General features: G+C 73.0%; 18 protein-coding genes. 8 read left to right on the plus strand and 10 right to left on the minus strand.

Annotated features, from left to right (window positions below):
• Positions 1 to 115 precede the first annotated feature (115 nt).
• Complete coding sequence (locus BLT82_RS08060) at positions 116 to 451, plus strand: hypothetical protein (RefSeq protein WP_093653170.1); 336 nt, start codon at positions 116 to 118, stop codon at positions 449 to 451.
• A 70-nt stretch (positions 452 to 521) separates the two neighbouring features.
• On the opposite strand, the gene BLT82_RS08065 is transcribed toward BLT82_RS08060, so the two are convergent.
• A complete protein-coding gene (locus BLT82_RS08065) occupies positions 522 to 995 on the minus strand; it encodes a DoxX family protein (RefSeq protein WP_093653349.1) in 474 nt (157 codons plus the stop codon).
• 257 nt (positions 996 to 1,252) lie between these two features.
• Here BLT82_RS08065 and BLT82_RS08070 point away from each other — a divergent pair, with 257 nt between their 5' ends.
• Entirely contained in the window at positions 1,253 to 1,528 is a 276-nt protein-coding gene (locus BLT82_RS08070; protein ID WP_093653350.1) for a DUF6343 family protein, read from the plus strand.
• 65 nt (positions 1,529 to 1,593) lie between these two features.
• Here BLT82_RS08070 and BLT82_RS08075 read toward each other — a convergent pair whose 3' ends face one another.
• The 4 genes from BLT82_RS08075 to rpsA form a co-directional block, all read right to left on the minus strand.
• Positions 1,594 to 1,956, minus strand: coding sequence for a tetratricopeptide repeat protein (locus BLT82_RS08075; protein ID WP_093653171.1), 363 nt, complete (start codon positions 1,954 to 1,956; stop codon positions 1,594 to 1,596).
• A gap of 198 nt (positions 1,957 to 2,154) precedes the next feature.
• Complete coding sequence (gene coaE, locus BLT82_RS08080; RefSeq protein WP_093653172.1) at positions 2,155 to 2,766, minus strand: dephospho-CoA kinase; 612 nt, start codon at positions 2,764 to 2,766, stop codon at positions 2,155 to 2,157.
• A 91-nt stretch (positions 2,767 to 2,857) separates the two neighbouring features.
• Positions 2,858 to 3,796: a PAC2 family protein gene (locus BLT82_RS08085; RefSeq protein WP_093653351.1), complete on the minus strand. Its 939-nt coding sequence runs from the start codon at positions 3,794 to 3,796 to the stop codon at positions 2,858 to 2,860.
• Between the two features lie 200 nt (positions 3,797 to 3,996).
• The gene (rpsA, locus tag BLT82_RS08090) at positions 3,997 to 5,490 is read right to left on the minus strand and encodes a 30S ribosomal protein S1 (RefSeq protein ID WP_017947549.1); all 1,494 of its coding nucleotides are present in this window, start codon (positions 5,488 to 5,490) and stop codon (positions 3,997 to 3,999) included.
• Positions 5,491 to 5,871: 381 nt separating this feature from the next.
• Here rpsA and BLT82_RS08095 point away from each other — a divergent pair, with 381 nt between their 5' ends.
• Together BLT82_RS08095 and hrpB are read left to right on the plus strand one after the other, a co-directional pair.
• Entirely contained in the window at positions 5,872 to 6,702 is an 831-nt protein-coding gene (locus BLT82_RS08095; protein ID WP_093653173.1) for a class I SAM-dependent methyltransferase, read from the plus strand.
• Position 6,703: 1 nt separating this feature from the next.
• Complete coding sequence (gene hrpB, locus BLT82_RS08100; RefSeq protein WP_093653174.1) at positions 6,704 to 9,193, plus strand: ATP-dependent helicase HrpB; 2,490 nt, start codon at positions 6,704 to 6,706, stop codon at positions 9,191 to 9,193.
• Positions 9,194 to 9,219: 26 nt separating this feature from the next.
• On the opposite strand, the gene BLT82_RS08105 is transcribed toward hrpB, so the two are convergent.
• The 3 genes from BLT82_RS08105 to BLT82_RS08110 all read right to left on the minus strand — a co-directional run bounded on the left by BLT82_RS08105 (position 9,220) and on the right by BLT82_RS08110 (position 12,310).
• Entirely contained in the window at positions 9,220 to 10,212 is a 993-nt protein-coding gene (locus BLT82_RS08105) for a cell envelope lipid trafficking protein PgfA (protein WP_093653175.1), read from the minus strand.
• A 17-nt stretch (positions 10,213 to 10,229) separates the two neighbouring features.
• Positions 10,230 to 10,367 carry an SPW_0924 family protein gene (locus tag BLT82_RS36255; protein ID WP_107490235.1) on the minus strand — a complete coding sequence of 46 codons (138 nt, stop codon included), beginning with the start codon at positions 10,365 to 10,367 and terminating at the stop codon, positions 10,230 to 10,232.
• 233 nt (positions 10,368 to 10,600) lie between these two features.
• On the minus strand, positions 10,601 to 12,310 hold the full coding sequence (locus BLT82_RS08110) for a lytic transglycosylase domain-containing protein (RefSeq protein ID WP_093653176.1): 1,710 nt from the start codon (positions 12,308 to 12,310) through the stop codon (positions 10,601 to 10,603).
• A gap of 225 nt (positions 12,311 to 12,535) precedes the next feature.
• On the opposite strand from BLT82_RS08110, the gene BLT82_RS08115 reads away from it, so the two are divergent.
• On the plus strand, positions 12,536 to 13,387 hold the full coding sequence (locus tag BLT82_RS08115; RefSeq protein WP_093653177.1) for a DUF4184 family protein: 852 nt from the start codon (positions 12,536 to 12,538) through the stop codon (positions 13,385 to 13,387).
• A gap of 331 nt (positions 13,388 to 13,718) precedes the next feature.
• Here BLT82_RS08115 and polA read toward each other — a convergent pair whose 3' ends face one another.
• Complete coding sequence (polA, locus tag BLT82_RS08120) at positions 13,719 to 16,376, minus strand: DNA polymerase I (protein ID WP_093653178.1); 2,658 nt, start codon at positions 16,374 to 16,376, stop codon at positions 13,719 to 13,721.
• A gap of 181 nt (positions 16,377 to 16,557) precedes the next feature.
• On the opposite strand from polA, the gene BLT82_RS08125 reads away from it, so the two are divergent.
• Together BLT82_RS08125 and BLT82_RS08130 are read left to right on the plus strand one after the other, a co-directional pair.
• Positions 16,558 to 18,837: an FdhF/YdeP family oxidoreductase gene (locus tag BLT82_RS08125; RefSeq protein WP_093653179.1), complete on the plus strand. Its 2,280-nt coding sequence runs from the start codon at positions 16,558 to 16,560 to the stop codon at positions 18,835 to 18,837.
• A 62-nt stretch (positions 18,838 to 18,899) separates the two neighbouring features.
• The gene (locus tag BLT82_RS08130) at positions 18,900 to 19,391 is read left to right on the plus strand and encodes a PaaI family thioesterase (RefSeq protein ID WP_093653180.1); all 492 of its coding nucleotides are present in this window, start codon (positions 18,900 to 18,902) and stop codon (positions 19,389 to 19,391) included.
• Between the two features lie 5 nt (positions 19,392 to 19,396).
• On the opposite strand, the gene BLT82_RS08135 is transcribed toward BLT82_RS08130, so the two are convergent.
• Positions 19,397 to 21,352, minus strand: coding sequence for a Xaa-Pro dipeptidyl-peptidase (locus BLT82_RS08135; RefSeq protein ID WP_093653181.1), 1,956 nt, complete (start codon positions 21,350 to 21,352; stop codon positions 19,397 to 19,399).
• Between the two features lie 242 nt (positions 21,353 to 21,594).
• On the opposite strand from BLT82_RS08135, the gene BLT82_RS08140 reads away from it, so the two are divergent.
• Positions 21,595 to 22,023 (plus strand): hypothetical protein, encoded by a 429-nt coding sequence (locus BLT82_RS08140; protein WP_093653182.1) that lies wholly within the window; start codon positions 21,595 to 21,597, stop codon positions 22,021 to 22,023.
• Positions 22,024 to 22,358 lie beyond the last annotated feature (335 nt).

Genomic DNA, 22,358 nt, shown 5'->3' on the forward strand with positions numbered 1-22,358 from the left:
CGGTCGAGCGCCGTGCACGGACAGGCGTCCCCTGAGCGGGCGCATCCGGCGTGCGGACCCCGAGGACGTCCGGCAGGGTCTTTGCAGGAGTCCGCACCACAGACGGGGACCAGTCATGGCCGATCACCGGCGCCTCGGCATCGCCGCCGGGGCAGTGCTTCTGACCGCCGCCCTCACCGGCTGTTCCGGCCTGGGCCGGACCGCCGTGGGCACGGTGACCTACGAGGCCGGCGAGGACCGGGTCGTCACGGTGTCCAACCCCGTGGTGACCGGCTGCCACAAGCTCCTGCCGGCCGGAGCGGTACGCATCCAGAACGCGACCCTGATCGACCTCATCGCCTACCGCACACCGAACTGCACGGGCGGCGACACGACGTACATCGCGACGACGCTCTTCGACAACATCGCTCCCGGCACCCAGCCCTGGCGCAGCTACAGCTGGGTCCACTGAGCACTCGCGGCGGCCGCGGGGAACCCGGCGCGGGCCGCTGAGCACCGCCCGGCGGCGGGAGGCGTCCGGCTCACCGGCGGCGGCGGAGGAGTGCCACGAGCTCGGCGTTGCGGTGCCACCGGACGCGGGCGATCACCGCGAGCGGCAGCGCCACCAGCACGGGCGTGAGGGCGTACTGCCCGTCGAACACGGTCATCTGCGTCACGAACGCCCCGGCCATCAGGCCGATCAGCGCCAGCGCCGAGACCCCGGCGAGAACGGGGATGAGCAGCGCCACCGCCCCGGCCAGCTCGAGCGCGCCGACGGTGTACATGAACCAGTCCCCGAATCCGATCCTGTCGAAGGACTCCGCGGCCGAGGAGTGCCCGATCAGCTTGGGGAAGGCGCTGGCACCGCCGAGGAACAGGGCGAGCAGCACCTGGAGCGTCAGCGCCGTCAGATGCGCGCGGCGGCCGGTACCGGCGCCGTGGGTCGCGGCGGGGGCGCCTGCCGCGGCGGCGGGGACGGGGGCGCCGGCGGGGGTGCGCGGGGCGGTGGCGGACATGGAGTTCTCCTCTGCGGGCTGTGCCGTGTCGGCGATCCGTACAGGCGCCTCGCGGCGCTCGCACAGGGTCAGACCCGGAACACGCCGCGAACTCATCGCCCGCTCGACGGCCCGTTCCTCCGGAGCCTTCGCCCGGCAACCCGCAGCCGCCCGCCCCGCGGAAGCCGGCCCGCGGAAGCCGGCCCGCACGAATCCGCGCGGACACGGTCCCGTCCCCGGCTCCCGGGTGGATCCTGGAAGGGGAAGAGGCGATGTCCATGCGTACGGGAAACGAGCCGGCCACGGCGCGCAGTCCGCTGCGGATGCGGTTCTGGCTGAGTGTGTGGGGACTGCTGTGGGCGGTCGCGGGCACGACTCTGTTCGCGCTCGCCGCACGCCCCGGGTGGGCGATCGCCTGCGCGGTGCTGAGCCTGGTCGTCATGACCGACCTGATGATCGTGGTGCACCGGTTGCACCAGGGGCCCCACTACCAGCCCGGGCCCGGCATCCCGCCGTACGAGCCGGACCGCGGGGACAATCGGCGACGTCGCTGAAGCGTCTTGCGCAGGTCCCTCGTGACCTGCGGGCGCACGGAGCCACTGCGCAGCACGCTCGAGTATCAGGAATCGAAGCGGGCCGCTTCGAGGTACTCGGGCTTGGGATCGAGCGCGGCGGCGAGGCGGAAGTGCCGCAGCGCCTGGTCCGGCCGGCCGGAGCGCTGGAAGGTGCGGGCCAGCGCGAAGTGAGCGAAGGCGTTGTCGGGTTCGTGGTCGACTATGTGCTGGAACTCGCGCTCGGCCGCGCGCAGTTGGGCGGACGCGAAGTAGGCGCGCGCCCGCAGCAGACGGGCCGCCCTGCTCTCCGGGTGGGCGGCGATGACCGAGTCGAGGAGCTTGATCGCTCCGCGCGGGTCCCGCGAGGCGAGCAGCTGCTCGGCCGCGCGGAAGTCGATGACGTGGGTCTCCGGGGTGGTCTCGGGCACGCTGGCATCCTTCCCTCCCCCCTCACGTATTCAACGTCCCGGGCCGCGGGGGATTCCCGGCGCCCCGGCACCAAACGGACGCGCCGGGGCGGCCGGACGGTCCCGCACGCGCCCGCGCCCGCGCCCGCCCCACGGGACGGCCAGGCGGCCCCCCGCACGCCGCACCCGCGCCCGCCCCGGCGGGCCGGGGCCGGTCGGTCACTCGGCGCGACGACGCCGCGCCCGCTCGTTCAGCTCCGCCCAGATCTTGCGGACGCGGGGTTCCAGCGCCTCGATCGGTCCGTCGTTGTCGACGAGCAGATCGGCGATGGCCCTGCGCTGCTCGCGCGTCGCCTGCACGGCCATCCGGGCGCGCGCCTCCGACTCGGTCATGCCGCGCTGCCGTACGAGCCGGTCCAGCTGGGTTTCGGGGGCCGCGTCCACGACGACGACCAGGTCGTACAGGGGGGCGAGGCCGTTCTCCGTGAGCAGTGGGACGTCGTGGACGACCACCGCGTCCGGGCCGGCCGCGGCCTCCAGCTCGGCCGACCGCGCCCCGACCAGGGGGTGCACGATGGCGTTGAGTTCCGCCAGCCGTTCCGCGTCCCCGAAGACGATCGCTCCGAGTGCGGGTCGGTCGAGGGTGCCCTCCGGGGTGAGGATGCCGGGGCCGAACGCCTCGACGACGGCCGCCAGGCCGGGCGTGCCTGGCTCGACGACCTCCCGGGCGATCTTGTCGGCGTCGATCAGCACCGCGCCGTACGACGCGAGGAGCCGGGACACTTCGCTCTTGCCGGCGCCGATACCGCCGGTCAGGCCCACCTTCAGCATGTGCGGAAGCTTAGGCGTGTGCCGGGTGCGGCGGTCGGCCGGGCTCCGGGGCCCACCCGGGCCGGGTCCGGCAGATCCCTTCGGCCACGGTCTAGGAGTCGCCCTCGCGCTCGGCCAGGAACCGCTCGAACTGCCTGCCGATCTCGTCCGCGGACGGCAGCTCCACCGGTTCGGCGACCAGGCTGCCGCGCGTGTCGGCACCGGCGATGGCGTCGTACTGGTGCTCGAGCCCTCGCACCAGCGACGTCAGCTCCTCGTCCCCTTCGCCGATCTGCCGTTCGATCTCGGTCTGGGTGCGCTGGGCCTGGGTGCGCAGGGTGTGGGCGACGGCGGGGAGCACCAGGCCGGTCGCGGCGGTGATCGCCTCCAGGGCGGTCAGCGCTGCGTCCGGGTACGAGGACCGGGCCACGTAGTGCGGCACGTGGGCTGCGACGCCGAGGACGTCGTGGCCCCACTGTGCCAGCCGGTACTCGACGAGGGACTCGGCGCTTCCCGGCACCTGCGCCTCGTCGAAGGGGCTGCGGTGACCGGGCATCAGGTCCGTGCGGTTGCCGTGCGGGGTGATGCCGACGGGGCGGGTGTGCGGGACTCCCATGGGGATGCCGTGGAAGTTCACGGAGAGGCGCACACCGAGCCGCTCGACGATCTGCCGTACGGCGGCGGCGAACAGTTCCCACTCGACGTCGGGCTCCGGACCGGCCAGCAGCAGGAAGGGGGCGCCGGTGGCGTCCTGGACCAGCCGGACCTCCAGGGACGGGGTCTCGAAACCGGTCCAGCGGTCGCGGCGGAAGGTCAGCAGCGGGCGGCGGGCGCGGTAGTCGACGAGCCGGTCGTGGTCGAAACGGGCCACCACCTGGTGGGGCAGGGACTCCAGCAGGGTGTCCACGATCTGCTCGCCCGTCTCGCCCGCGTCGATGTACCCGTCGAAGTGGTACAGCATGACGAGTCCGGCCGACTCCTGCGCCAGCGCCACGTCGACTACCGCCAGGCCCTTCGGCTCCCACTCGTACAGACTCTGCGGATCTCGCACCATTACCGCCCCTTCTCCGTGTCTCCGGTGTCAACCTCACGGGCGACGCGATCATTCCCGCCGGTACCGGATCGGCTCCGGAGAGCCAGGAAGGTGCGGGCCGCGGCGCGCCGGGGACGGCCTGGGAGCAACGACGGAGGCCCGCCCCCGGAAAGGGGCGGGCCTCCGTGCCAGTTGCCTGGTGGCTAACGGGGAGCCTTTCAGCTCTGGCCGCCGGCCAGCTTCTCGCGGAGCGCGGCGAGGGCCTCGTCCGACGCCAGGGCGCCGGAGTTGTCGTCCGACTCCGAGGAGTAGGAACCGCCCTGCGGCGCGGCGGCCGGAGCGGCCTGGCCGCCCTCGGCAGCGGCGGCCTCGTCGGCCTCGCGGGACTTGATGACCTGCGCCTGGTGCTGCTCGAAGCGCTGCTGCGCCTCGGCGTACTGGCGCTCCCACTCCTCGCGCTGCTTCTCGTAGCCCTCGAGCCAGTCGTTGGTCTCGGGGTCGAAGCCCTCGGGGTAGATGTAGTTGCCCTGGTCGTCGTAGGACGCGGCCATGCCGTACAGGGTCGGGTCGAACTCGACCGACGCCGGGTCGGCACCGAAGGACTCGTTGGCCTGCTTCAGGGACAGCGAGATCCGGCGACGCTCGAGGTCGATGTCGATGACCTTGACGAAGATCTCGTCGTTGACCTGGACGACCTGCTCCGGGATCTCCACGTGGCGCTCGGCCAGCTCGGAGATGTGGACCAGACCCTCGATGCCCTCGTCCACGCGGACGAACGCACCGAACGGAACCAGCTTCGTGACCTTGCCCGGGACGACCTGGCCGATCTGGTGCGTGCGGGCGAACTGCTGCCACGGGTCTTCCTGCGTCGCCTTCAGCGACAGGGAGACACGCTCGCGGTCCATGTCGACGTCGAGGACCTCGACGGTGACCTCCTGGCCGACCTCGACGACCTCGGACGGGTGGTCGATGTGCTTCCAGGACAGCTCGGAGACGTGCACGAGGCCGTCGACGCCACCCAGGTCCACGAAGGCACCGAAGTTGACGATCGAGGAGACGACGCCGGAACGGACCTGACCCTTCTGCAGGGTGGTGAGGAACGTCTGGCGGACCTCGGACTGGGTCTGCTCCAGCCAGGCACGGCGGGACAGGACCACGTTGTTGCGGTTCTTGTCCAGCTCGATGATCTTGGCCTCGAGCTCCTTGCCGACGTACGGCTGGAGGTCGCGGACGCGGCGCATCTCGACCAGGGAGGCCGGGAGGAAGCCACGGAGGCCGATGTCGAGGATGAGACCACCCTTGACGACCTCGATGACGGTACCGGTGACGATGCCGTCCTCTTCCTTGATCTTCTCGATGGTGCCCCAGGCACGCTCGTACTGGGCGCGCTTCTTCGAGAGGATCAGGCGGCCTTCCTTGTCCTCCTTCTGGAGGACCAGGGCCTCGATCTCGTCACCGACGGCGACGACCTCGTTGGGGTCGACGTCGTGCTTGATCGAGAGCTCGCGGCTCGGGATGACACCTTCGGTCTTGTAACCGATGTCGAGCAGGACCTCGTCCCGGTCGACCTTCACGATGACGCCGTCGACGATGTCGCCGTCGTTGAAGTACTTGATCGTCTCGTCGATCGCGGCGAGGAAGGCTTCCTCGTTACCGATGTCGTTGACCGCAACCTGCGGGGTGGTGGCGGTGGTCTCGGTGCTGCTCGTCATGTGGGAAAGGGCTCCGGTACGGACATTGAAGTCGTAGGTACTGCTACGCCGTGAGCCCGTATCGCAGCTGAAGAAGCCGGACAGCCAAGGAAGCGCCAACCCGAGAGGAATGGCGCCTCGAAAACCGAGGGGACATACAACAGATGCGAGCGCGGCCTGCTCCGTCTGAGGCGCGCAAGCCCGCAGCGCAACCTTTAGCATACGGGGACGGCAGGGCACGGTCAATGCGCGAAGGCCCCCACCCGGGGCGGAACGCCGCATACCCGGCACAACTAAGGTTTGCCGAGGCCATGATGGCCGCGCCTCGCTCCTCCACGACACGGCCGCAGGGCCGTCGCGGCGCTCCGGGCGAGGTACCAGCAACGTACAACGACGGGCGAGATGATCCAAGAGTACGAACCGGAGGCGACCCGGCGTGACGCCGGCGGCGCGGAGAGCAGCCGCGCCAACCGCGGCTGGTGGGACCGCAACGCCGACGAGTACCAGACCGAGCACGGCTCCTTCCTCGGGGACGACCGGTTCGTCTGGGGGCCCGAGGGCCTGGACGAGGAGCAGGCCCGGCTGCTCGGCCCGGCGGAGTCGCTGCGGGGCGCCGACGTGCTGGAGATCGGCGCCGGCGCGGCCCAGTGCTCCCGCTGGCTGATGGCCCAGGGCGCGCGGCCGGTGGCCCTCGACCTCTCGCACCGCCAGCTCCAGCACGCCCTGCGCCTCGGCACCGGCTTCCCGCTGGTCGAAGCGGACGCCGGCGCGCTGCCCTTCGCCGACGCCTCCTTCGACCTGGCCTGCTCCGCGTACGGAGCCGTGCCGTTCGTGGCCGACCCGGTGGGCGTGTTCCGGGAGGTGCGGCGGGTCCTGCGGCCGGGCGGGCGGTGGGTCTTCTCCGTCACGCACCCGATCCGCTGGGCGTTCCCCGACGAGCCCGGCCCCGAGGGGCTGGGCGTCGCCGCCTCGTACTTCGACCGCACCCCGTACGTCGAGCAGGACGAGGAGGGCCGCGCCGTCTACGTGGAGCACCACAGGACGATCGGCGACCGGGTCCGCGACGTGGTGGCGGGCGGCTTCCGGCTGGTGGACCTGGTCGAGCCGGAGTGGCCGGCGTGGAACAGCCAGGAGTGGGCCGGCTGGTCCCCCCTGCGCGGGAACCTGATCCCCGGTACGGCGATCTTCGTCTGCGAGCGGAGCGACACGGACCCCCGGGCGGGGGACGGGTGACGTGATCCGCGAGGACGCCCTGGCCCGGCTTCCCGTACGCACCGCCCTGCCCGCGCTGGAACGGGCCCTGGACGCGCACGGCGCCGCCGTGCTGTGCGCACCGCCCGGGACGGGCAAGACCACGCTGGTGCCGATCGCGCTCGCCGGGCGCCCGGGCGGCGGCCGGGTCGTGGTCGCCGAGCCGCGGCGGATCGCGGCCCGGGCGGCGGCACGGCGGATGGCGTGGCTGCTGGGCGAGAAGGTGGGCGGACGGGTCGGCTTCACGGTGCGCGGCGAGCGAGTCGTGGGGCCGGACACCGAGATCGAGGTCGTCACCACGGGCGTGCTGCTCCAGCGGCTCCAGCGCGACCAGGAGCTCGCCGGGGTCGACGTCGTGGTCCTCGACGAGTGTCACGAGCGGCATCTGGACGCGGACACGGTGGCGGCGTTCCTGCTGGACGTACGCGAGACGCTGCGGCCCGAGCTGCGGCTGGTGGCGGCGTCGGCCACGACGGACGCGGAGGGGTGGGCCCGGCTCCTCGGCGGCGCGCCGGTGGTCGAGGCCGAGGGGGTCGTCCACCCGGTGGAAGTGGTGTGGGCGCCGCCGGCGCGGCCGGTGCGCCCGCCGCACGGCATGCGGGTCGACCCGGCGCTGCTCGCGCACGTGGCGTCGGTGGTCCGCGGCGCGCTGGCCGAGCGGACCGGGGACGTGCTGTGCTTCCTGCCGGGGGCCGGGGAGATCGCGCGGGTCGCCGGGCTGCTCGGGGACACCGGGACCGAGGTTCTCCAGGTGCACGGGCGGGCCCCGGCGGCCGTCCAGGACGCGGTGCTCTCCCCCGGGCGGCACCGCAGGGTCGTGCTGGCGACCTCCGTCGCGGAGTCCTCGCTGACCGTCCCCGGTGTGCGGATCGTCGTCGACTCGGGACTGGCCCGGGAACCGCGCACCGACCACGCCCGGGGCCTCGGGACGCTGACGACGGTGCGGGCCTCCCGGGCCGCGGCCCGGCAACGGGCGGGCCGGGCGGGGCGGGAGGCGCCCGGCACGGTCTACCGCTGCTGGACCGAGGCGGAGGACTCCAGGCTGCCGCGCTTCCCCGCGCCGGAGATCCAGGTGGCGGACCTGACGGCGTTCGCCCTGCAGACGGCGTGCTGGGGCGACCCGGACGCGTCCGGGCTGTCCCTGCTGGATCCGCCGCCCGCGGGTGCGATGGCCGCGGCCCGCTCGGTCCTCACCGCCGTGGGGGCGGTCGGCGCTTCGGGACGGGCGACCGACCGGGGACGCCGCATGGCCCGTCTCGGCCTCCACCCCCGCCTCGCGCGGGCCCTGGTCGACGGCGCGCCCGAGGTGGGTTCCCGCCGTGCCGCGGAGGTCGTCGCGCTGCTGAGCGAGGAGCCCCCGCGTGAGTACGGGGACGACCTGGCGGCCGCCTGGCGCACGGCCAGGCGCGGCGGCGACGCCTACGGTGCGCGCTGGCGCGCGGAGGCGGACCGGCTGGCCCGTTCGCTCGGCCGCGGCGGGGACGCCCCGGCCCGTCCGGCGGCCGCCGCCTCCGACGACACGGTGGCCGGCTTCGTGACCGCGCTCGCCTTCCCCGAGCGGATCGCACGGGGAAGGGGCGGGACGTCGTACCTGATGGCCTCGGGGACCGGTGCGGAACTCGGCGAGGGGTCGCCGTTGCGGAGCGCCCCGTGGCTGGCGGTGGCGGTGGCCGACCGGCAGGCGCAGGCCGCGTCCGCACGGGTGCGGCTCGCCGCCGTCGTGGACGAGGACACCGCCCGCGCGGCGGCGGCGCACCTCTTCGCGCGGGGCGAGGAGGTGCACTGGGAGGACGGTGACGTCGTGGCCCGGCGGGTGGAGCGGCTGGGCGCGGTGGAACTGTCCGTACGCCCGCTGCCGCAGCCGGGGCCCGGTCTGGTCCGGGACGCGCTGCTGGAGGGGCTCAGGCGCGAGGGTCCGGGGCTGCTCGCGTGGTCGCGGGACGCCGAGGCACTGCGGCAGCGGCTCGGCTTCCTCCACCGGGTGCTGGGCGCGCCCTGGCCCGACGTGTCGGACCCGGCCCTGCTGGATCACGCCGGGGAGTGGCTGGAGCCCGAGCTGTCCCGGGCCAGGCGCCGGGCCGATCTGGCGAGGATCGACGCCGGGCAGTGCCTTCGGCGGCTGCTCCCCTGGGCCACGGGCGAGGCGGCGCGGCTCGACGAACTGGCCCCGGAGCGGGTCGAGGTGCCGAGCGGGTCGCGGATCCGGGTGGACTACGCGGGCGAGCAGCCCGTGCTGGCCGTGAAGCTCCAGGAGCTGTTCGGTCTGCACGAGACCCCGCGCCTCGCCGGAGTGCCCGTGCTCGTCCACCTCCTGTCCCCCGCGGGACGGCCCGCCGCGGTGACCGCGGACCTGGCCTCGTTCTGGCGCGAGGGGTACCGGGCGGTCCGTGCGGAGCTGCGCGGACGCTATCCGAAGCACCCCTGGCCCGAGGACCCGGCGACGGCCGAGCCCACGCGGGGCGTGAAGCGCTGAGGGGCGGCCGGCCGGCCGGGCCCCGGTCACACCCCGGTCGGTTCGGGTTCGCGCTCGGCCGCGGCCTCTCCCTCGGGCCGGCGTGAGCGCGCCTCGAGGAGGAGGGAGAGCGCGAGGAGGCCCGCGCCGAGGGTCAGGAACGTCCACGGCAGATGGGAGACCAGCAGGAGCACGAGCGTGCGGTTGGACGACACCAGGGCGACGGTGTGGTCCACGTAGTCCTCGCGCATCTTCACGTGCCCGGAGAACGCGGTCACCTTGTCGCGGCCGCCGAGGAGCGACCCCCCGCGCAGTTCCTCGGTGTGGATCTCCTCGCCGTTGACGGGCGCTCCGGTGACCGGCTCGACCCAGAACATGCGCTTGGTGGTGTACCAGCGCGTGGTGCCGGTCTGCTTCTCCAGCGTCGTCGCGTCGATGCCGTGCATCGGCATCTTCTTCGGGTAGGGCACCTTGGTCCACGGGACCGTCTGCTCGAAGTAGTAGACCTCCAGGCCGCGGAAGGTGCGGGTTCCCTTGTAGTGGATGGGGGCCGAGGTCCGGGTCTGGGCGTCGAAGTACGCGTAGTCGCGCTTCTCGGTGAGGAAGGGCCACTTGAACTCGATGCCCTCGCGCCGGACCGGGTCCCCGTCGACCGACTCCCCCGTGGCGTGCACGGGTGCCTGGGTGTGGGCGTCGAAGATGTACCGCTCGGGGATCTGCGAGACCGTCTTCCCGTCCGGCCCCTGGACGTAGGAGAGCGAGTCCCAGACCACCACGTCCCTGCCGGCGTCGCGCTCGATGCGCTCCGACTCCTCCACGTTGCCCTTGAGGGTCTGCACGATGGTGACCTTCTCGACCCGCTTCGCCTGCATGGTGTCGTACTGGAGCAGGGTCGCGGGCCTCGCCTCGAGCACCATCTCCTGGTACTGGCCCGGCGGGATCTTCGCCAGCCGGGGGAAGGCGTACCAGCGCAGCACGGGCGCCAGCGCCGCGAAGAGGACCGCGAAGGACAGGAGCACGAGACTGGCTCTGCGGCGCATGACGGCTGCTCCTCCCGCTACTTCTTGGGGCCGGGGACGGTGGTGAGGAGCGGTCTGGGCGAGGTCTCCCCGGGCGGGACGTCGAGGGCGGCGATGAGCAGCACGACGAGCAGCACAGGGGCCAGTCCTGCGGCGGCGGCGACGAGGGCGCGCATGGTCGGCCTCCCTGGTACGCGATCTGATGAAGCGTCAGAACAGCGGGCGGGGGCACCGTAGCAACGCGGCCCGAAGATGAGAACACGTCGCACCCGCGGGATGCGCACCCGCCCCACCGCACACGGCACCGCCCCTCCACGCGATACGCGTGGAGGGGCGGTGTCCGGCGGGTGTCGCCGTCCCGGGAGGCGGCCCTACGGGGCAGCCGGGCGGCGGGGCCCGCCACGGCGGCTCAGGCGGGCGGGGCCTCCGGGGCAGCGACCTTCAGCTCGATGGTCAGCGTCGCGCCGCCCTCGGTCGCCAGGCGCAGCAGGAACGTACCGGACTGGTCGTCGGAGAAGATCTTCGGCAGCACCAGCAGGCCGTCGGCTCCGGTCTTCAGCTCGGTGAGGGTCCGGACCGGCTTGCCCTCGGCGTCCTTGAAGTAGGGGCCCAGGGTGTTCTCGGCCGGGACGTCCGCCGCGGTGACCATCGTGGCCGTGACCGCGACACCCGAGGCCGCCTCGCCCTTGAACGTGGCCTTGACCTCGACCTGATCGGCGAACTCCGAGGACGGCGCGGTGGTCAGCTCCTTGTCACCGGTCCGCGCGAGCGCGTCGGCCTCGCGGGGGGTGACGGTCGCGGCGTAGTCGAGCCGGGGCAGCGCCCGGCCGACCACGGTGACCCGGATGGTGAAGTCCCCCGTCTTCTCACCGGCCTTCAGGGCGGGCGCGACGGCGACACCGCCCGCTCCGGTGCGCACGACCGCGGTCGTGCGGTTGCCGGAGAACCGGGCGTCGGTCCCGCCGACGATCTCGAAGACGAGGTCCGCACCGACGACGGACTGACCCGAGCGGCTCTTCGCCCGGACCTTCGGCAGCACGGCGAAGTCCTCGCCGGCAGTGGCGGTGGGACGACCGCCGCCCGCGTTCTCGATGCCGAACACCGTCGCGGCGGGCGGAGGGGTCGGCGTCGGGGGCGGGGTGGTCGGCTTCGACGGGTCCGGAGAGGGGCCGCCGGTCCCCGGATTCGACGGGGCCGGTGCAGGGCCCCCGGTCGAGCCGCCGGGGGCGGTGGGGGACGGCGACGGGCCGGGCGTGGCAGCCGGCGCGGCCGGTGTGGGGCCCGCACCGTCGGAGCCGCTGTCGCTGCGCTCGGCCGGCAGGACCCCCGTACCGTCGGGGACCTGGTGCGTGCCCCGCTTGTAGTACTCGAACCAGGAGAGAACCGTCCGCAGGTACTCACGCGAGCGGTTGTAGCTCAGGATCGCCTTGTCGAGGTCTTCCTTGACGGACAGGTCGCGGCCGCCGGCGCAGAGGTACTTCGCGGCGGCGAGCGCCGCGTCGTAGATGTTGTTCGGGTCCTTGCGGCCGTCGTTGTTGGCGTCCTGGCCCCAGGTGGCCCAGGTCGACGGGATGAACTGCATGGGGCCGACGGCACGGTCGTGCGTGCGGTCGCCGTCGTAGGCACCGTTGTCGGTGTCGGAGATGTTGGCGAACCCGACACCGTTCAGCACCGGGCCGAGGATCGGGGAGAACGTCGTGCCGTTGGCGTCGACCCGCCCGCCGCGTGCCTGGCCCGACTCCACCTTGCCTATCGCGGCCAGCAGCTGCCAGGGGATCCTGCAGCCGGGGTCGCTGGCGGCGACGGCCTGCTCGGCCTGCTTGTACGCGGCCAGCACGGTGGCCGGAATGCCGGCCTCCGCCGGGCCGACCGCGGGCAGATGGGGTGACGCGCCCGGTTTGTTGGGGCTGTTGAGCGGCGGCAGGTCCGTGAAGTAAGGGGAGTTCCCGGTCGCCGAGGAGCCCGACGGCGGGGTCGGCCCGGAGGCCTGCGCATCGCCGCCGGTGGCGGCAGGCGCGACGCCCGGCGCCTGCGACGCGGAGAGCGCGGCCACCGCGACCGCGGCCACCGCCGTCGTGGTGGCCCCCTTGCGCAGCCGGCGGCCGAATTGCGCTGCCATACCCCTGACCCCTCCCCATAGGCGGCTGTTCGCGCTCCCCGCGCAATGTCTCGTGCGACACTACGGCAACTCCCGGCGCCGCAGAACAGGCACCCCGGCCGCTCTCGCCCACTGTTCACCCCGCGTCCACAGACGGGATGCGGAGCCTCCGGTTCGCATGACGCACCGCCGGGTTCCCGCATACTGGGCCGCGTTGGTCGGATCACGAGTTCACGGGGCGGCACCATGCCATTCACGCTCAGCCACGCCGCGGCGGTCCTGCCCGGCATCCGCAGGAACGGTACGGCGCGTGGCCCGCTGGTCGCGTCGGCGCTCGTGGCGGGCTCGTTCGCGCCGGACACGACCTACTTCGCGGCGAGCGTGCTGCCCAGCGGGATGTGGTTCGGGGAAGTCACGCACGGGCCGCTGGGAGTGGTCACGGTCGACGTCGTCATCGCGGCGGGGCTGGTGGGGCTCTGGCTGATGGTGCGTGAACCGCTGCTGGCACTACTGCCGCAGCGCCTCCGGGCACGCGCCCACGCCCTCGTGCGCGGCGGGGCCGCTCACCGCGAACGGACGCGGGCGTCGCTGGCTCTGTGGTTCTGCGTCTCGGCGGCGATCGGGTCGGCGACGCACGTCGTGTGGGACGCGTTCACCCACTTCGACCGATGGGGCACGCGGGTGCTGCCGGTGCTGGCGGAATCCGTCGCCGGATTCCCCCTCTATACGTACACGCAGTACGGGAGTTCGATCCTGGCGCTGGTGGCGCTGGCCTGGTTCACGGGTTCCGCGTGGAGGCGCACGGAGGGGGTCACCGGGCCGGTGCCCGTGCCCCCGCTCGGGCGGCGTGGGCGGTGGGCCGGCGTGGCGCTGCTGGCACTGTGCGTCCTCGCGGGAACGGTGCACCGCACCGTGCGCTGGTACCAGTACTGGGGCCGGATCGACACGCCGCTCGACGTCATCCCGACCGCGTGCTTCGGGGCGGGGGCGGGGCTCACGGCGGGCGTCGTGCTGTACGGCGCCGCCATCCGGCTGTGGTCACGACGCGGCACGCTCCCGGACGCGGAGCCCTCGCGGGAGCGTGCGGGCGTGTCCTGACGCCCGCCGCGGTCCTGCTCCCCGGACGCAACCGGGGGAACCGGGCACCGGCGACGGGCCGGCGCCCGGCTGACGCGCCCCGACGTCCGCCCGCGCCGCAACGACGGCACGGACGCACAACGCCCGTACGGGTGCACGGACGTCCAACGCCGCACAGGTGCACGGACGCGCGACGCGCCGCGCGGGAACGGCTCACGGGAACGATGCCGCGGACGCACGACGCCCGCACGGGTGCACGCAGACGCGCCGCGCCCCACGGGAACGACGGCGGCCACCGCGCGGACGCCGGGCGCGCCCCGGAGGTACCCGTGGCTCCCCGCGCCCGATCGGCTCAGTGCGCCGCGGACTCCCAGTCCGCGCCCACGCCCACCGAGACGTCCAGCGGCGCCCGCAGTTCCGCCGCAGCGGACATCTCGCGGCGGACGAGCTCCTCCACCCGCTCGCGCTCGCCCGGGGCGATCTCGAGAACGATTTCGTCGTGGACCTGGAGCAGCATCCGGGACGCGAGCCCCGCCTCCCGCAGCGCGGCGTCCACCCGCAGCATCGCCATCTTGACGATGTCCGCCGCCGTGCCCTGGATCGGCGCGTTGAGCGCCATGCGCTCGGCCGCCTCGCGGCGCTGGCGGTTGTCGCTGTTGAGGTCCGGGAGGTAGCGCCGGCGGCCGAACATCGTCGCCGTGTAGCCCGTGGCACGCGCCTCGTCCACGACCCGGCGCAGATAGTCGCGGACTCCTCCGAACCGCTCGAAGTAGGTGTCCATCAGCGCTCGCGCCTCGGCCGCCTCGATGTTCAGCTGCTGGCTGAGCCCGAACGCGGAGAGGCCGTAGGCCAGTCCGTACGACATCGCCTTGATCTTGCGGCGCATCTCGGCGTCGACCGCGGACCGTTCGACGCCGAAGACCTGGGAGGCCACGGTCGTGTGCAGGTCCTCGCCCGAGGTGAACGCCTCGATCAGGCCCTCGTCCTCCGAGAGATGGGCCATGACGCGCAGTTCGATCTGGCTGTAGTCGGCGGTCATCAGGGACTCGAAGCCCTCGCCGACGACGAAGCCGCGGCGGATCGCCCGGCCCTCGTCCGTGCGCACCGGCACGTTCTGCAGGTTCGGGTCGGTGGAGGAGAGCCGTCCGGTCGCGGCCACCGTCTGGCTGAAGGTGGTGTGGATCCTGCCGTCCGCGGCGATGGTCTTGATCAGGCCCTCGACCGTCGAGCGCAGCCGGGCCTGCTCACGGTGGCGCAGCATGATGACCGGCAGTTCGTGCTCGGTCTGGTTGGCGAGCCAGGCCAGCGCGTCGGCGTCCGTCGTGTAACCGGTCTTGGTCTTCTTCGTCTTGGGGAGGTTCAGCTCCCCGAAGAAGACCTCCTGGAGCTGCTTGGGCGAGCCGAGGTTGAACTCGTGGCCCACGGAGGCGTGCGCCTCCTTCACGGCCTGCTGCACGGCTCCGGCGAACTGCTGCTCCATGGCTTCGAGATGGGCCCGGTCGGCGGAGATGCCGTGCCGCTCCATCCTGGCCAGCAGCAGCGACGTGGGCAGTTCCATGTCGTGCAGCAGCTCGCTGGCGCCGACCTCGTCGAGCTTGCCCCCGAAGGCCTCGCCCAGGTCGAGGACTGCACGGGCCTGCGCCATCAGCGCGTCGGCCTCGGCCTGCTCGTCCTCGGCGCCGAAGGCGAGCTGCCCGTCGGCGGCGGCCGGGGCCAGCTCGCGGTGGAGGTACTCGACGGAGAGGGCGTCCAGCGCGAAGGACCGGCGGCCGGGCTTGACCAGGTAGGCGGCCAGCGCGGTGTCCATCGTGATGCCCTTGAGGTCCCAGCCGTGCTCGGGGAAGACCCGCAGCGCCTCCTTGGCGCTGTGCACGATCTTCGGGCGGTCCGGGTCGGAGACCCAGGCCGCGAAGGCCCGCTCGTCGGCCTCGTCGAGCTGGGTGGTGTCGAACCAGGCCGCCTCTCCCCCGGCGGCGGCGAGCGCGATCTCACTGACGCTGCCGACGCCCAGCGCCCAGGCGGCGACCGTGGCGACGCCGAGGGGCTGGGCGCCGTGCCGCTCCAGCCAGGGCGCCAGCTCGCCGGCACCGAGCACGCTGCCGTCCAGCTCCACGCCGGCGGCCGGGGCCGGCGGTTCCTCCTCGGCGGCGCCCGGGTCGACGGCGAGCAGCCGCTCGCGCAGGCTCGGGTTGCGGATCTCCAGGACTTCCAGGAAGCCCTTCAGCGCGGTCCTGTCGTAGGCGGCGCGCTCGAGGTCGGCGACGGACTTCGGCAGCTCCACGTCACGGACCAGTTCCGTCAGGTGACGGTTGAGCTTGACGGCCTCCAGATGGTCGCGGAGCGCCTGGCCGACCTTGCCCTTGACCTCGTCGGCGCGCTCCACCAGCTCCGCGAACGTGCCGAACTGGTTGATCCACTTCGTGGCGGTCTTCTCGCCGACGCCGGGGATTCCGGGGAGGTTGTCGGACGGGTCGCCGCGGAGGGCGGCGAAGTCCGGGTACTGGGACGGGGTCAGCCCGTACTTCTCCTGGACCTTCTCCGGGGTGAAGCGGGTCAGCTCGGACACGCCCTTGGTCGGGTAGAGCACGGTGACGTGGTCGGAGACCAGCTGGAAGGAGTCCCGGTCACCGGTGACGATCAGGACCTCGAAGCCGGCGGCCTCGGCCTGGGTGGCGAGGGTCGCGATGACGTCGTCGGCCTCGAACCCGTCCACGGCGAACCGCACCGCGTTCATCGTGTCGAGCAGTTCGCCGATCAGCTCGACCTGGCCCTTGAACTCGTCCGGGGTCGAGGAGCGGTTGGCCTTGTACTCGGGGAAGTCCTGGGAGCGCCAGGTCTTGCGGGACACGTCGAAGGCCACGGCGAAGTGCGTGGGCGCCTCGTCGCGGAGCGTGTTCGCCAGCATCGACGCGAAGCCGTAGATCGCGTTCGTCGTCTGGCCGCTCGCGGTCGTGAAGTTCTCCGCGGGCAGCGCGAAGAACGCCCGGTACGCGAGCGAGTGCCCGTCCATGAGGAGCAGGCGCGGACGGGTTTCCTCTGAGGTCTTCTTCGACGCTGTCTCTGCCACGCACACGATCCTGCCACGGACCACCGACAAAGCCGCCCACGGCCGCCGGGGCCGGCCACCGCGGACGCGTGACAGGATCGTGGCGCACAGCACGTCTTCTCGTCCGCGCTCGAAGGGGAGCACGATGGCCACCAAGCCGCCCGAAGGGGACCCGGTGCAGGACGCGCCCAGGGTCGAGCCACCCCACCACTCCGCGGCCGGCCTTCCCGCGATCGGGCACACGCTCCGGGTCGCGCAGCGGCAGATGGGACTGGCGCGCACCGCGCGGACCCTCCTCAGGGTGAACCAGAAGGACGGTTTCGACTGCCCGGGCTGCGCCTGGCCCGAGGGCGAGCGCCGTCACGTGGCGGAGTTCTGCGAGAACGGCGCGAAGGCGGTGGCCGAGGAGGCGACGCTGCGCCGGGTCACGCCGGACTTCTTCGCCGCGCACCCGGTCGCCGACCTGGCGACCCGCAGCGGGTACTGGCTGGGGCAGCAGGGCCGCATCACCCAGCCCGTGTACCTGGCGGAGGGCGCCGACCGCTACGAGGCCGTGACCTGGGAGCGGGCCTTCGCGATCGTCGCCGAGGAGCTCACGGCGCTCGGCTCCCCGGACGAGGCCCTCTTCTACACCTCGGGCCGCACCAGCAACGAGGCGGCCTTCCTGCTGCAGCTCTTCGCCCGCGAGTTCGGCACGAACAACCTGCCGGACTGCTCCAACATGTGCCACGAGTCCTCGGGCTCGGCGCTGACCGAGACGCTGGGCGTGGGCAAGGGCAGTGTGTCCCTGGAGGATCTGCACCAAGCGGACCTGATCGTCGTCGCCGGGCAGAACCCGGGGACGAACCACCCGCGGATGCTGTCCGCGCTGGAGGAGGCCAAGCGGTCCGGAGCGAAGATCATTTCTGTGAATCCGCTGCCGGAGGCCGGGCTGGAGCGGTTCAGGAACCCGCAGACCGCGCGGGGCATGATCAAGGGCGTCCCCCTCACCGACCTCTTCCTCCAGATCCGCATAGGCGGCGACCAGGCCCTCTTCCGGCTCCTCAACAAGCTGGTCCTGGAGGCTCCGGGCGGGGTCGACGAGTCGTTCGTGCGGGAGCACACGCACGGTTACGAGGAGTTCGCCGCAGCGGCGCGCACCGCGGACTGGGACGAGACGCTCGCCGCGACCGGCCTCGACCGCGAGGACATCGAGCGCGCCGCCCGCATGGTGCTCGCCTCGAAGCGGACGATCGTCTGCTGGGCGATGGGCCTGACCCAGCACAAGCACGCCGTCGCGACGATCCGCGAGGTCGTCAACCTCCTGCTGCTGCGCGGCTGCGTCGGACGTCCCGGCGCCGGCGTCTGCCCGGTGCGCGGTCACTCCAACGTGCAGGGCGACCGCACGATGGGCATCTTCGAGCGGCCCGCGGACGCCTTCCTCGACGCCTTGGAGAAGGAGTTCGGCTTCGCGCCGCCGCGGCACCACGGCCTCGACACGGTCCGGGCCATCAGGGCGCTGCGCGACGGCGAGGCGAAGGTGTTCTTCGCGATGGGCGGCAACTTCGTGGGCGCCTCCCCCGACACGGAGGTCACCGAGGCGGCGATGCGCCGCGCCCGGCTCACGGTGCACGTGTCGACGAAACTCAACCGCTCGCACGCGGTGACCGGAACCCGGGCGCTGATCCTGCCCACGCTCGGCAGGACCGACCGGGACGAGCAGCAGAGCGGCCGGCAGTTCGTGACGGTCGAGGACTCCATGGGCATGGTGCACGCGTCCCGCGGCAATCTGCCGCCGGCGAGCCCGCACCTGCTGTCCGAGCCGGCGATCGTGGCCCGGCTGGCGCGTGCGGTGCTCGGCCCGCGGTCGAGGACGCCGTGGGAGGAGTTCGAGAAGGACTACGCCACGATCCGGGACCGGATCTCCCGGGTGGTGCCGGGATTCGAGGACTTCAACACGAGGATCGCCCGCCCCGGCGGATTCACCCTGCCCCATGCACCGCGCGACGAGCGCCGCTTCCCCACCGCGACGGGCCGGGCGAACTTCACCGCGGCACCGGTGGAGTACCCGGAGGTTCCCGAGGGCCGGCTGCTGCTGCAGACGCTGCGCTCCCACGACCAGTACAACACCACGGTCTACGGGCTCGACGACCGCTACCGGGGCGTCAGGGGCGGCCGCCGCGTCGTCCTCGTCCACCCCGAGGACGCGGCGGAGCTGGGGCTCGCGGACGGCGCGTACACGGATCTCGTCGGCGAGTGGACGGACGGTGTGGAGCGGCGGGCGAGCGGCTTCCGCGTGGTGCACTACCCGACCGCCAGGGGCTGCGCCGCCGCGTACTACCCGGAGACCAACGTCCTGGTGCCGCTGGACGCGACCGCGGACACCAGCAACACCCCCGCCAGCAAGTCCGTGATCGTGCGTCTGGAACAATCACCGTCCGCCTAAGCGTTCGCTCAGGCGACGGAAGACCCAGGACACCACACACGCACGACGATCGGAGCCGGCCCATGGGTGAGCAGACGACGGTGAAGTTCCCGCAGGAGGTCATCGACGAGTACGCCGCGCTCGGCGTCGACCTGCCCGCGCTGTTCTCGGCGGGGACCCTCGGCAACCGGATGGGCGTGCAGATCGTCGAGGCCTCCGCGGAGCGCGTCGTCGGCACCATGCCGGTCGAGGGCAACACCCAGCCCTACGGACTGCTGCACGGCGGGGCTTCCGCGGTCCTGGCCGAGACCCTCGGGTCGGTCGGCTCGATGCTGCACGGCGGCAGCTCGAAGATCGCGGTCGGTGTGGACCTCAACTGCACGCACCACCGGGGCGTGCGCTCCGGCCAGGTCACGGGCGTGGCCACGCCCGTGCACCGGGGCCGCTCCACCGCCACGTACGAGATCGTGATCACCGACGAACAGGACAAGCGGGTCTGCACGGCCCGTCTGACCTGCCTGCTGCGGGACGTCCGCCCCCAGGACGCGGACCACGTCCTGGGGACGGCGGGCTGACACCGCTACCGGGCGACCGGCAGCGTGACGCTGCTGATCCCGGCCCGGACGGCGAGTTCCGTCCCGGCCGGGTGGCGCAGCGTGTAGTCGTGGTCGGTCGAGATCAGCACGACCCCCAGCCGGTGTCCCTTCTTGAAGACGTGGTCCTGGGGCTGCATCGCCCACTCCAGCCGGTACTCGCGGCCCTCGACGACCGGGCTCTGCCGTTCGAGGGAGTTCCGGTTGCGGATGTCCAGCCAGCCGCGCGAGACGATCTTGAAGTCGGCCGTCTCGGTGCGGTGCCGGGTGCGGTAGGCGCATCCGGTGTCCCCGGGGATGCCCTCGCCGTAACAGACCTGCTGCGTGGTGTCCGTGACCGTGCCGGCCGTCGCCCGGGTGTCGGTCCCGTAGTCGACCAGCAGCGCGGTCACGTACGGCGACGTACCGGCGAGCGAGGCCCGTACGGACATCTCCGGCACCCCGTTGACCCGCAGATCGGCCGGCAGCGGGCCGGTGGTGTACACGAGCCGGTCCGGCCGTGCCGTGCCGGGGTCCGCGACGAGTTGCTCGGCGGGCACGGTGCGGCCCTGGTCGGTGGCCTTCTGCCGCGCGGGTTTCCCGGGCAGCGGCGTGAGCCCGCCCTCGTTCAGCCACAGCCGGACGTCACGCGTGCCGCGGGCGGGCCAGTCGGACTGCTGCCTCCAGCTGAAGTCCGACTGCTCGACCTCGACGGGCGGCGCGGTGAGAGCGCCGTTGTCCAGCCCGTACAGCCAGTGGTCGAACCACTGGTGCAGCTGCCCCAGCCACTCCTCCATGCGCAGCGGCATCGGGTTGACGTGGCCGGCCTGATGGAGCCACAGCTTCCGCGGGACGCCGTGCTTCTTCAAGGCGTCCCACAGCTGCCCGAAGTGCTGCGTCTTCACGTTCCAGTCGTTGCCCCCGTGGACCAGGAAGACCCCGGCCTTGATCCTGCCGACGTCGCGGAGGTAGTCCCGCTCCTTCCAGAAGCGGGTGAAGTCGCCCGTCACCCGGTCCTGTTCGGCGGTGAGCCGGTCGATGACGGGCCGGCAGACCTCCCGGTCGGCGCGCGTGTGCACGTACTCGGCCAGGACGTCGGCGTCCTCGCCCTGGTAGCCGCCGGGCGCCACCACACCGCCGCCCGCGCGGTAGTAGTCGTACCAGGACGAGATCCCGGAGATCGGCACGATGGCCTTGAGCCCCTCGACCCCCGTCGTGGCGACGGCCGTCGGCAGGGTGCCGTTGTACGAGATGCCCATCATCGCCGTGTCCCCCGTCGACCAGGCGGCGCCCACGGGCCTGCCCTCGGGGTCCCAGCCGCGGGCGCGGCCGTTCAGCCAGTCGACGGCCGCCTTCGCGCCGAGGGTCTCGTTGCGGCCGCCGGAGGTCGGGCAGCCCGTCGAGCCCCCCGTGCCGAGGCTGTCGACCTGTGCGACCGCATAGCCGCGCGGGAGGAAGTAGTTGTCCGTGTAGCCGGACCAGGGCACCGACGAGGCGGACAGCCCGGCGGATCCCGACTCCTCGTACGGGGTCACCAGCCCGGGGACCCGCTCGCTCCCGGCCGGCCGGCCGTGCGCGGGCAGACCGTCGACGTCCACGTCCACGTCGTGGTTCCGGACGTCGTTGCCGCCCGCCCAGTAGGGGCTGGCCTCGACGATGGTGGCGACCTTCAGCCCCGCATCGGTCTCCTTGGGGCGCAGGATCCTCATCCGCACCGTGTCGCGCCGGCCGTCGCCGTCGCTGTCCACCTCCGTCTCGATGTCGACCTGCTGGTGGATCGCGTCGGCGCGGGAGAAGACCGGCTGGGTCCGGTTGCCCACGATGCTCAGCGCCGGGTCGTCCGCCTGCGCCGCCGGTGCCGGCAGTGCCGACAGCAGCGACGCGGCCAGCGCGGCCGTACCCCATCGGTACGCCGTGCGAGCACGCGCCTTGTGGGCCGCGCCTGTTCGGGTGGATCTCGCCATTCGTGCCCTCCAGGGCCGGGGTTGGTGACGATCACGGGTGACGATCACGCGGGTAGCGCGGACACATTCCACCCTGTGCGCCCCAGGGGCACCAGACCCAACACGGCTGCCGCCAGGCCCTCTTGTCCCGGGGCCGTCACCTGCCCGGTGCCGTCCCCGGCCGCGCACCCCCGGCGGGCGTGGACCTTCCACCCGGGTCCGCCCCCGTTGCCGCGGCGGCGGGACGGGTCTAGCGTCGACGCATGACCGACGGCGCACCGTCCCGCCGGCGGTGCGGCCTGCCGCGCAGGCTCGCCCCGTCCGTCGCGCGGGCCACCGTGCTCGTGGCCGCACTGGCCGCCCTGGCGGGCTGCGCGGATCCCGGCTCCGGGACGGCCCCCCGGCCGTCCCCGTCCCCTCGCACGACGCCGCCCCAGGAACTGTGCACCCGTCTCGTCACCCAGTGGGCGCACCGGCTCCTGGCCGACGGCGGCAGCGGCTACGGCGACTACCAGTCCATGGGCCTGTCCAACGGCCAGTACGAGGTCCTGCGCACCGTCCTGGACGCCGCCCGCGCCGAGCAACGGAGCAACGGGCCCGATGCCGCAGGGGAGTTGACCGATCGGCTGGCAGAGCGGAGCTGTACGGAGCGCTACCGCGGCGGAGTTCCGACCGGAGGGCCGTGGCAGTGAGCGGCGTCGGCCCCGTCGAGCCCGGTGAGTACACGTATGCGGTCGAACCGGCCGCTCGCCCGCCACGCCGGGCACGGAGGGGGAAGTGGGCGCAACTCGCCGTCCGGCACCGCCGCTTCGCGATCGTGGCCGTGACCGCCTCGGCGGTCGCCGCGGGTTCCGTCTCCCTGTGGGGCACCCGCCCCCGTCCGGACCCCGGCCCCTGGCCGGCCCAGGCGGTTTCCGTGTCGTACGGGGGTGCCGTCCCGGGGGCGGGCCGCACCGGCGGGGCGCTCCGCTTCTCGCTGGGGATCCGCGTCGACGCCGGGCCGCCGGTGACGGTCGAGAGCATCCGC

It is taken from the genome of Streptomyces wuyuanensis, from assembly GCF_900103455.1.
GTDB classification, from domain to species: domain Bacteria; phylum Actinomycetota; class Actinomycetes; order Streptomycetales; family Streptomycetaceae; genus Streptomyces; species Streptomyces wuyuanensis.

What these genes read in the sequence shown, in the direction of transcription:
- BLT82_RS08060 (WP_093653170.1), top strand. Translation starts at nt 116, where the DNA reads ATGGCCGATCACCGGCGCCTCGGCATCGCCGCCGGGGCAGTGCTTCTG.
- BLT82_RS08065 (WP_093653349.1), bottom strand. Translation starts at nt 995, where the DNA reads ATGTCCGCCACCGCCCCGCGCACCCCCGCCGGCGCCCCCGTCCCCGCC.
- BLT82_RS08070 (WP_093653350.1), top strand. Translation starts at nt 1,253, where the DNA reads ATGCGTACGGGAAACGAGCCGGCCACGGCGCGCAGTCCGCTGCGGATG.
- coaE (WP_093653172.1), bottom strand. Translation starts at nt 2,766, where the DNA reads ATGCTGAAGGTGGGCCTGACCGGCGGTATCGGCGCCGGCAAGAGCGAA.
- rpsA (WP_017947549.1), bottom strand. Translation starts at nt 5,490, where the DNA reads ATGACGAGCAGCACCGAGACCACCGCCACCACCCCGCAGGTTGCGGTC.
- BLT82_RS08095 (WP_093653173.1), top strand. Translation starts at nt 5,872, where the DNA reads ATGATCCAAGAGTACGAACCGGAGGCGACCCGGCGTGACGCCGGCGGC.
- BLT82_RS08105 (WP_093653175.1), bottom strand. Translation starts at nt 10,212, where the DNA reads ATGCGCCGCAGAGCCAGTCTCGTGCTCCTGTCCTTCGCGGTCCTCTTC.
- BLT82_RS36255 (WP_107490235.1), bottom strand. Translation starts at nt 10,367, where the DNA reads ATGCGCGCCCTCGTCGCCGCCGCCGCAGGACTGGCCCCTGTGCTGCTC.
- BLT82_RS08110 (WP_093653176.1), bottom strand. Translation starts at nt 12,310, where the DNA reads ATGGCAGCGCAATTCGGCCGCCGGCTGCGCAAGGGGGCCACCACGACG.
- BLT82_RS08115 (WP_093653177.1), top strand. Translation starts at nt 12,536, where the DNA reads ATGCCATTCACGCTCAGCCACGCCGCGGCGGTCCTGCCCGGCATCCGC.
- polA (WP_093653178.1), bottom strand. Translation starts at nt 16,376, where the DNA reads ATGGACGGGCACTCGCTCGCGTACCGGGCGTTCTTCGCGCTGCCCGCG.
- BLT82_RS08125 (WP_093653179.1), top strand. Translation starts at nt 16,558, where the DNA reads ATGGCCACCAAGCCGCCCGAAGGGGACCCGGTGCAGGACGCGCCCAGG.
- BLT82_RS08130 (WP_093653180.1), top strand. Translation starts at nt 18,900, where the DNA reads ATGGGTGAGCAGACGACGGTGAAGTTCCCGCAGGAGGTCATCGACGAG.
- BLT82_RS08135 (WP_093653181.1), bottom strand. Translation starts at nt 21,352, where the DNA reads ATGGCGAGATCCACCCGAACAGGCGCGGCCCACAAGGCGCGTGCTCGC.
- BLT82_RS08140 (WP_093653182.1), top strand. Translation starts at nt 21,595, where the DNA reads ATGACCGACGGCGCACCGTCCCGCCGGCGGTGCGGCCTGCCGCGCAGG.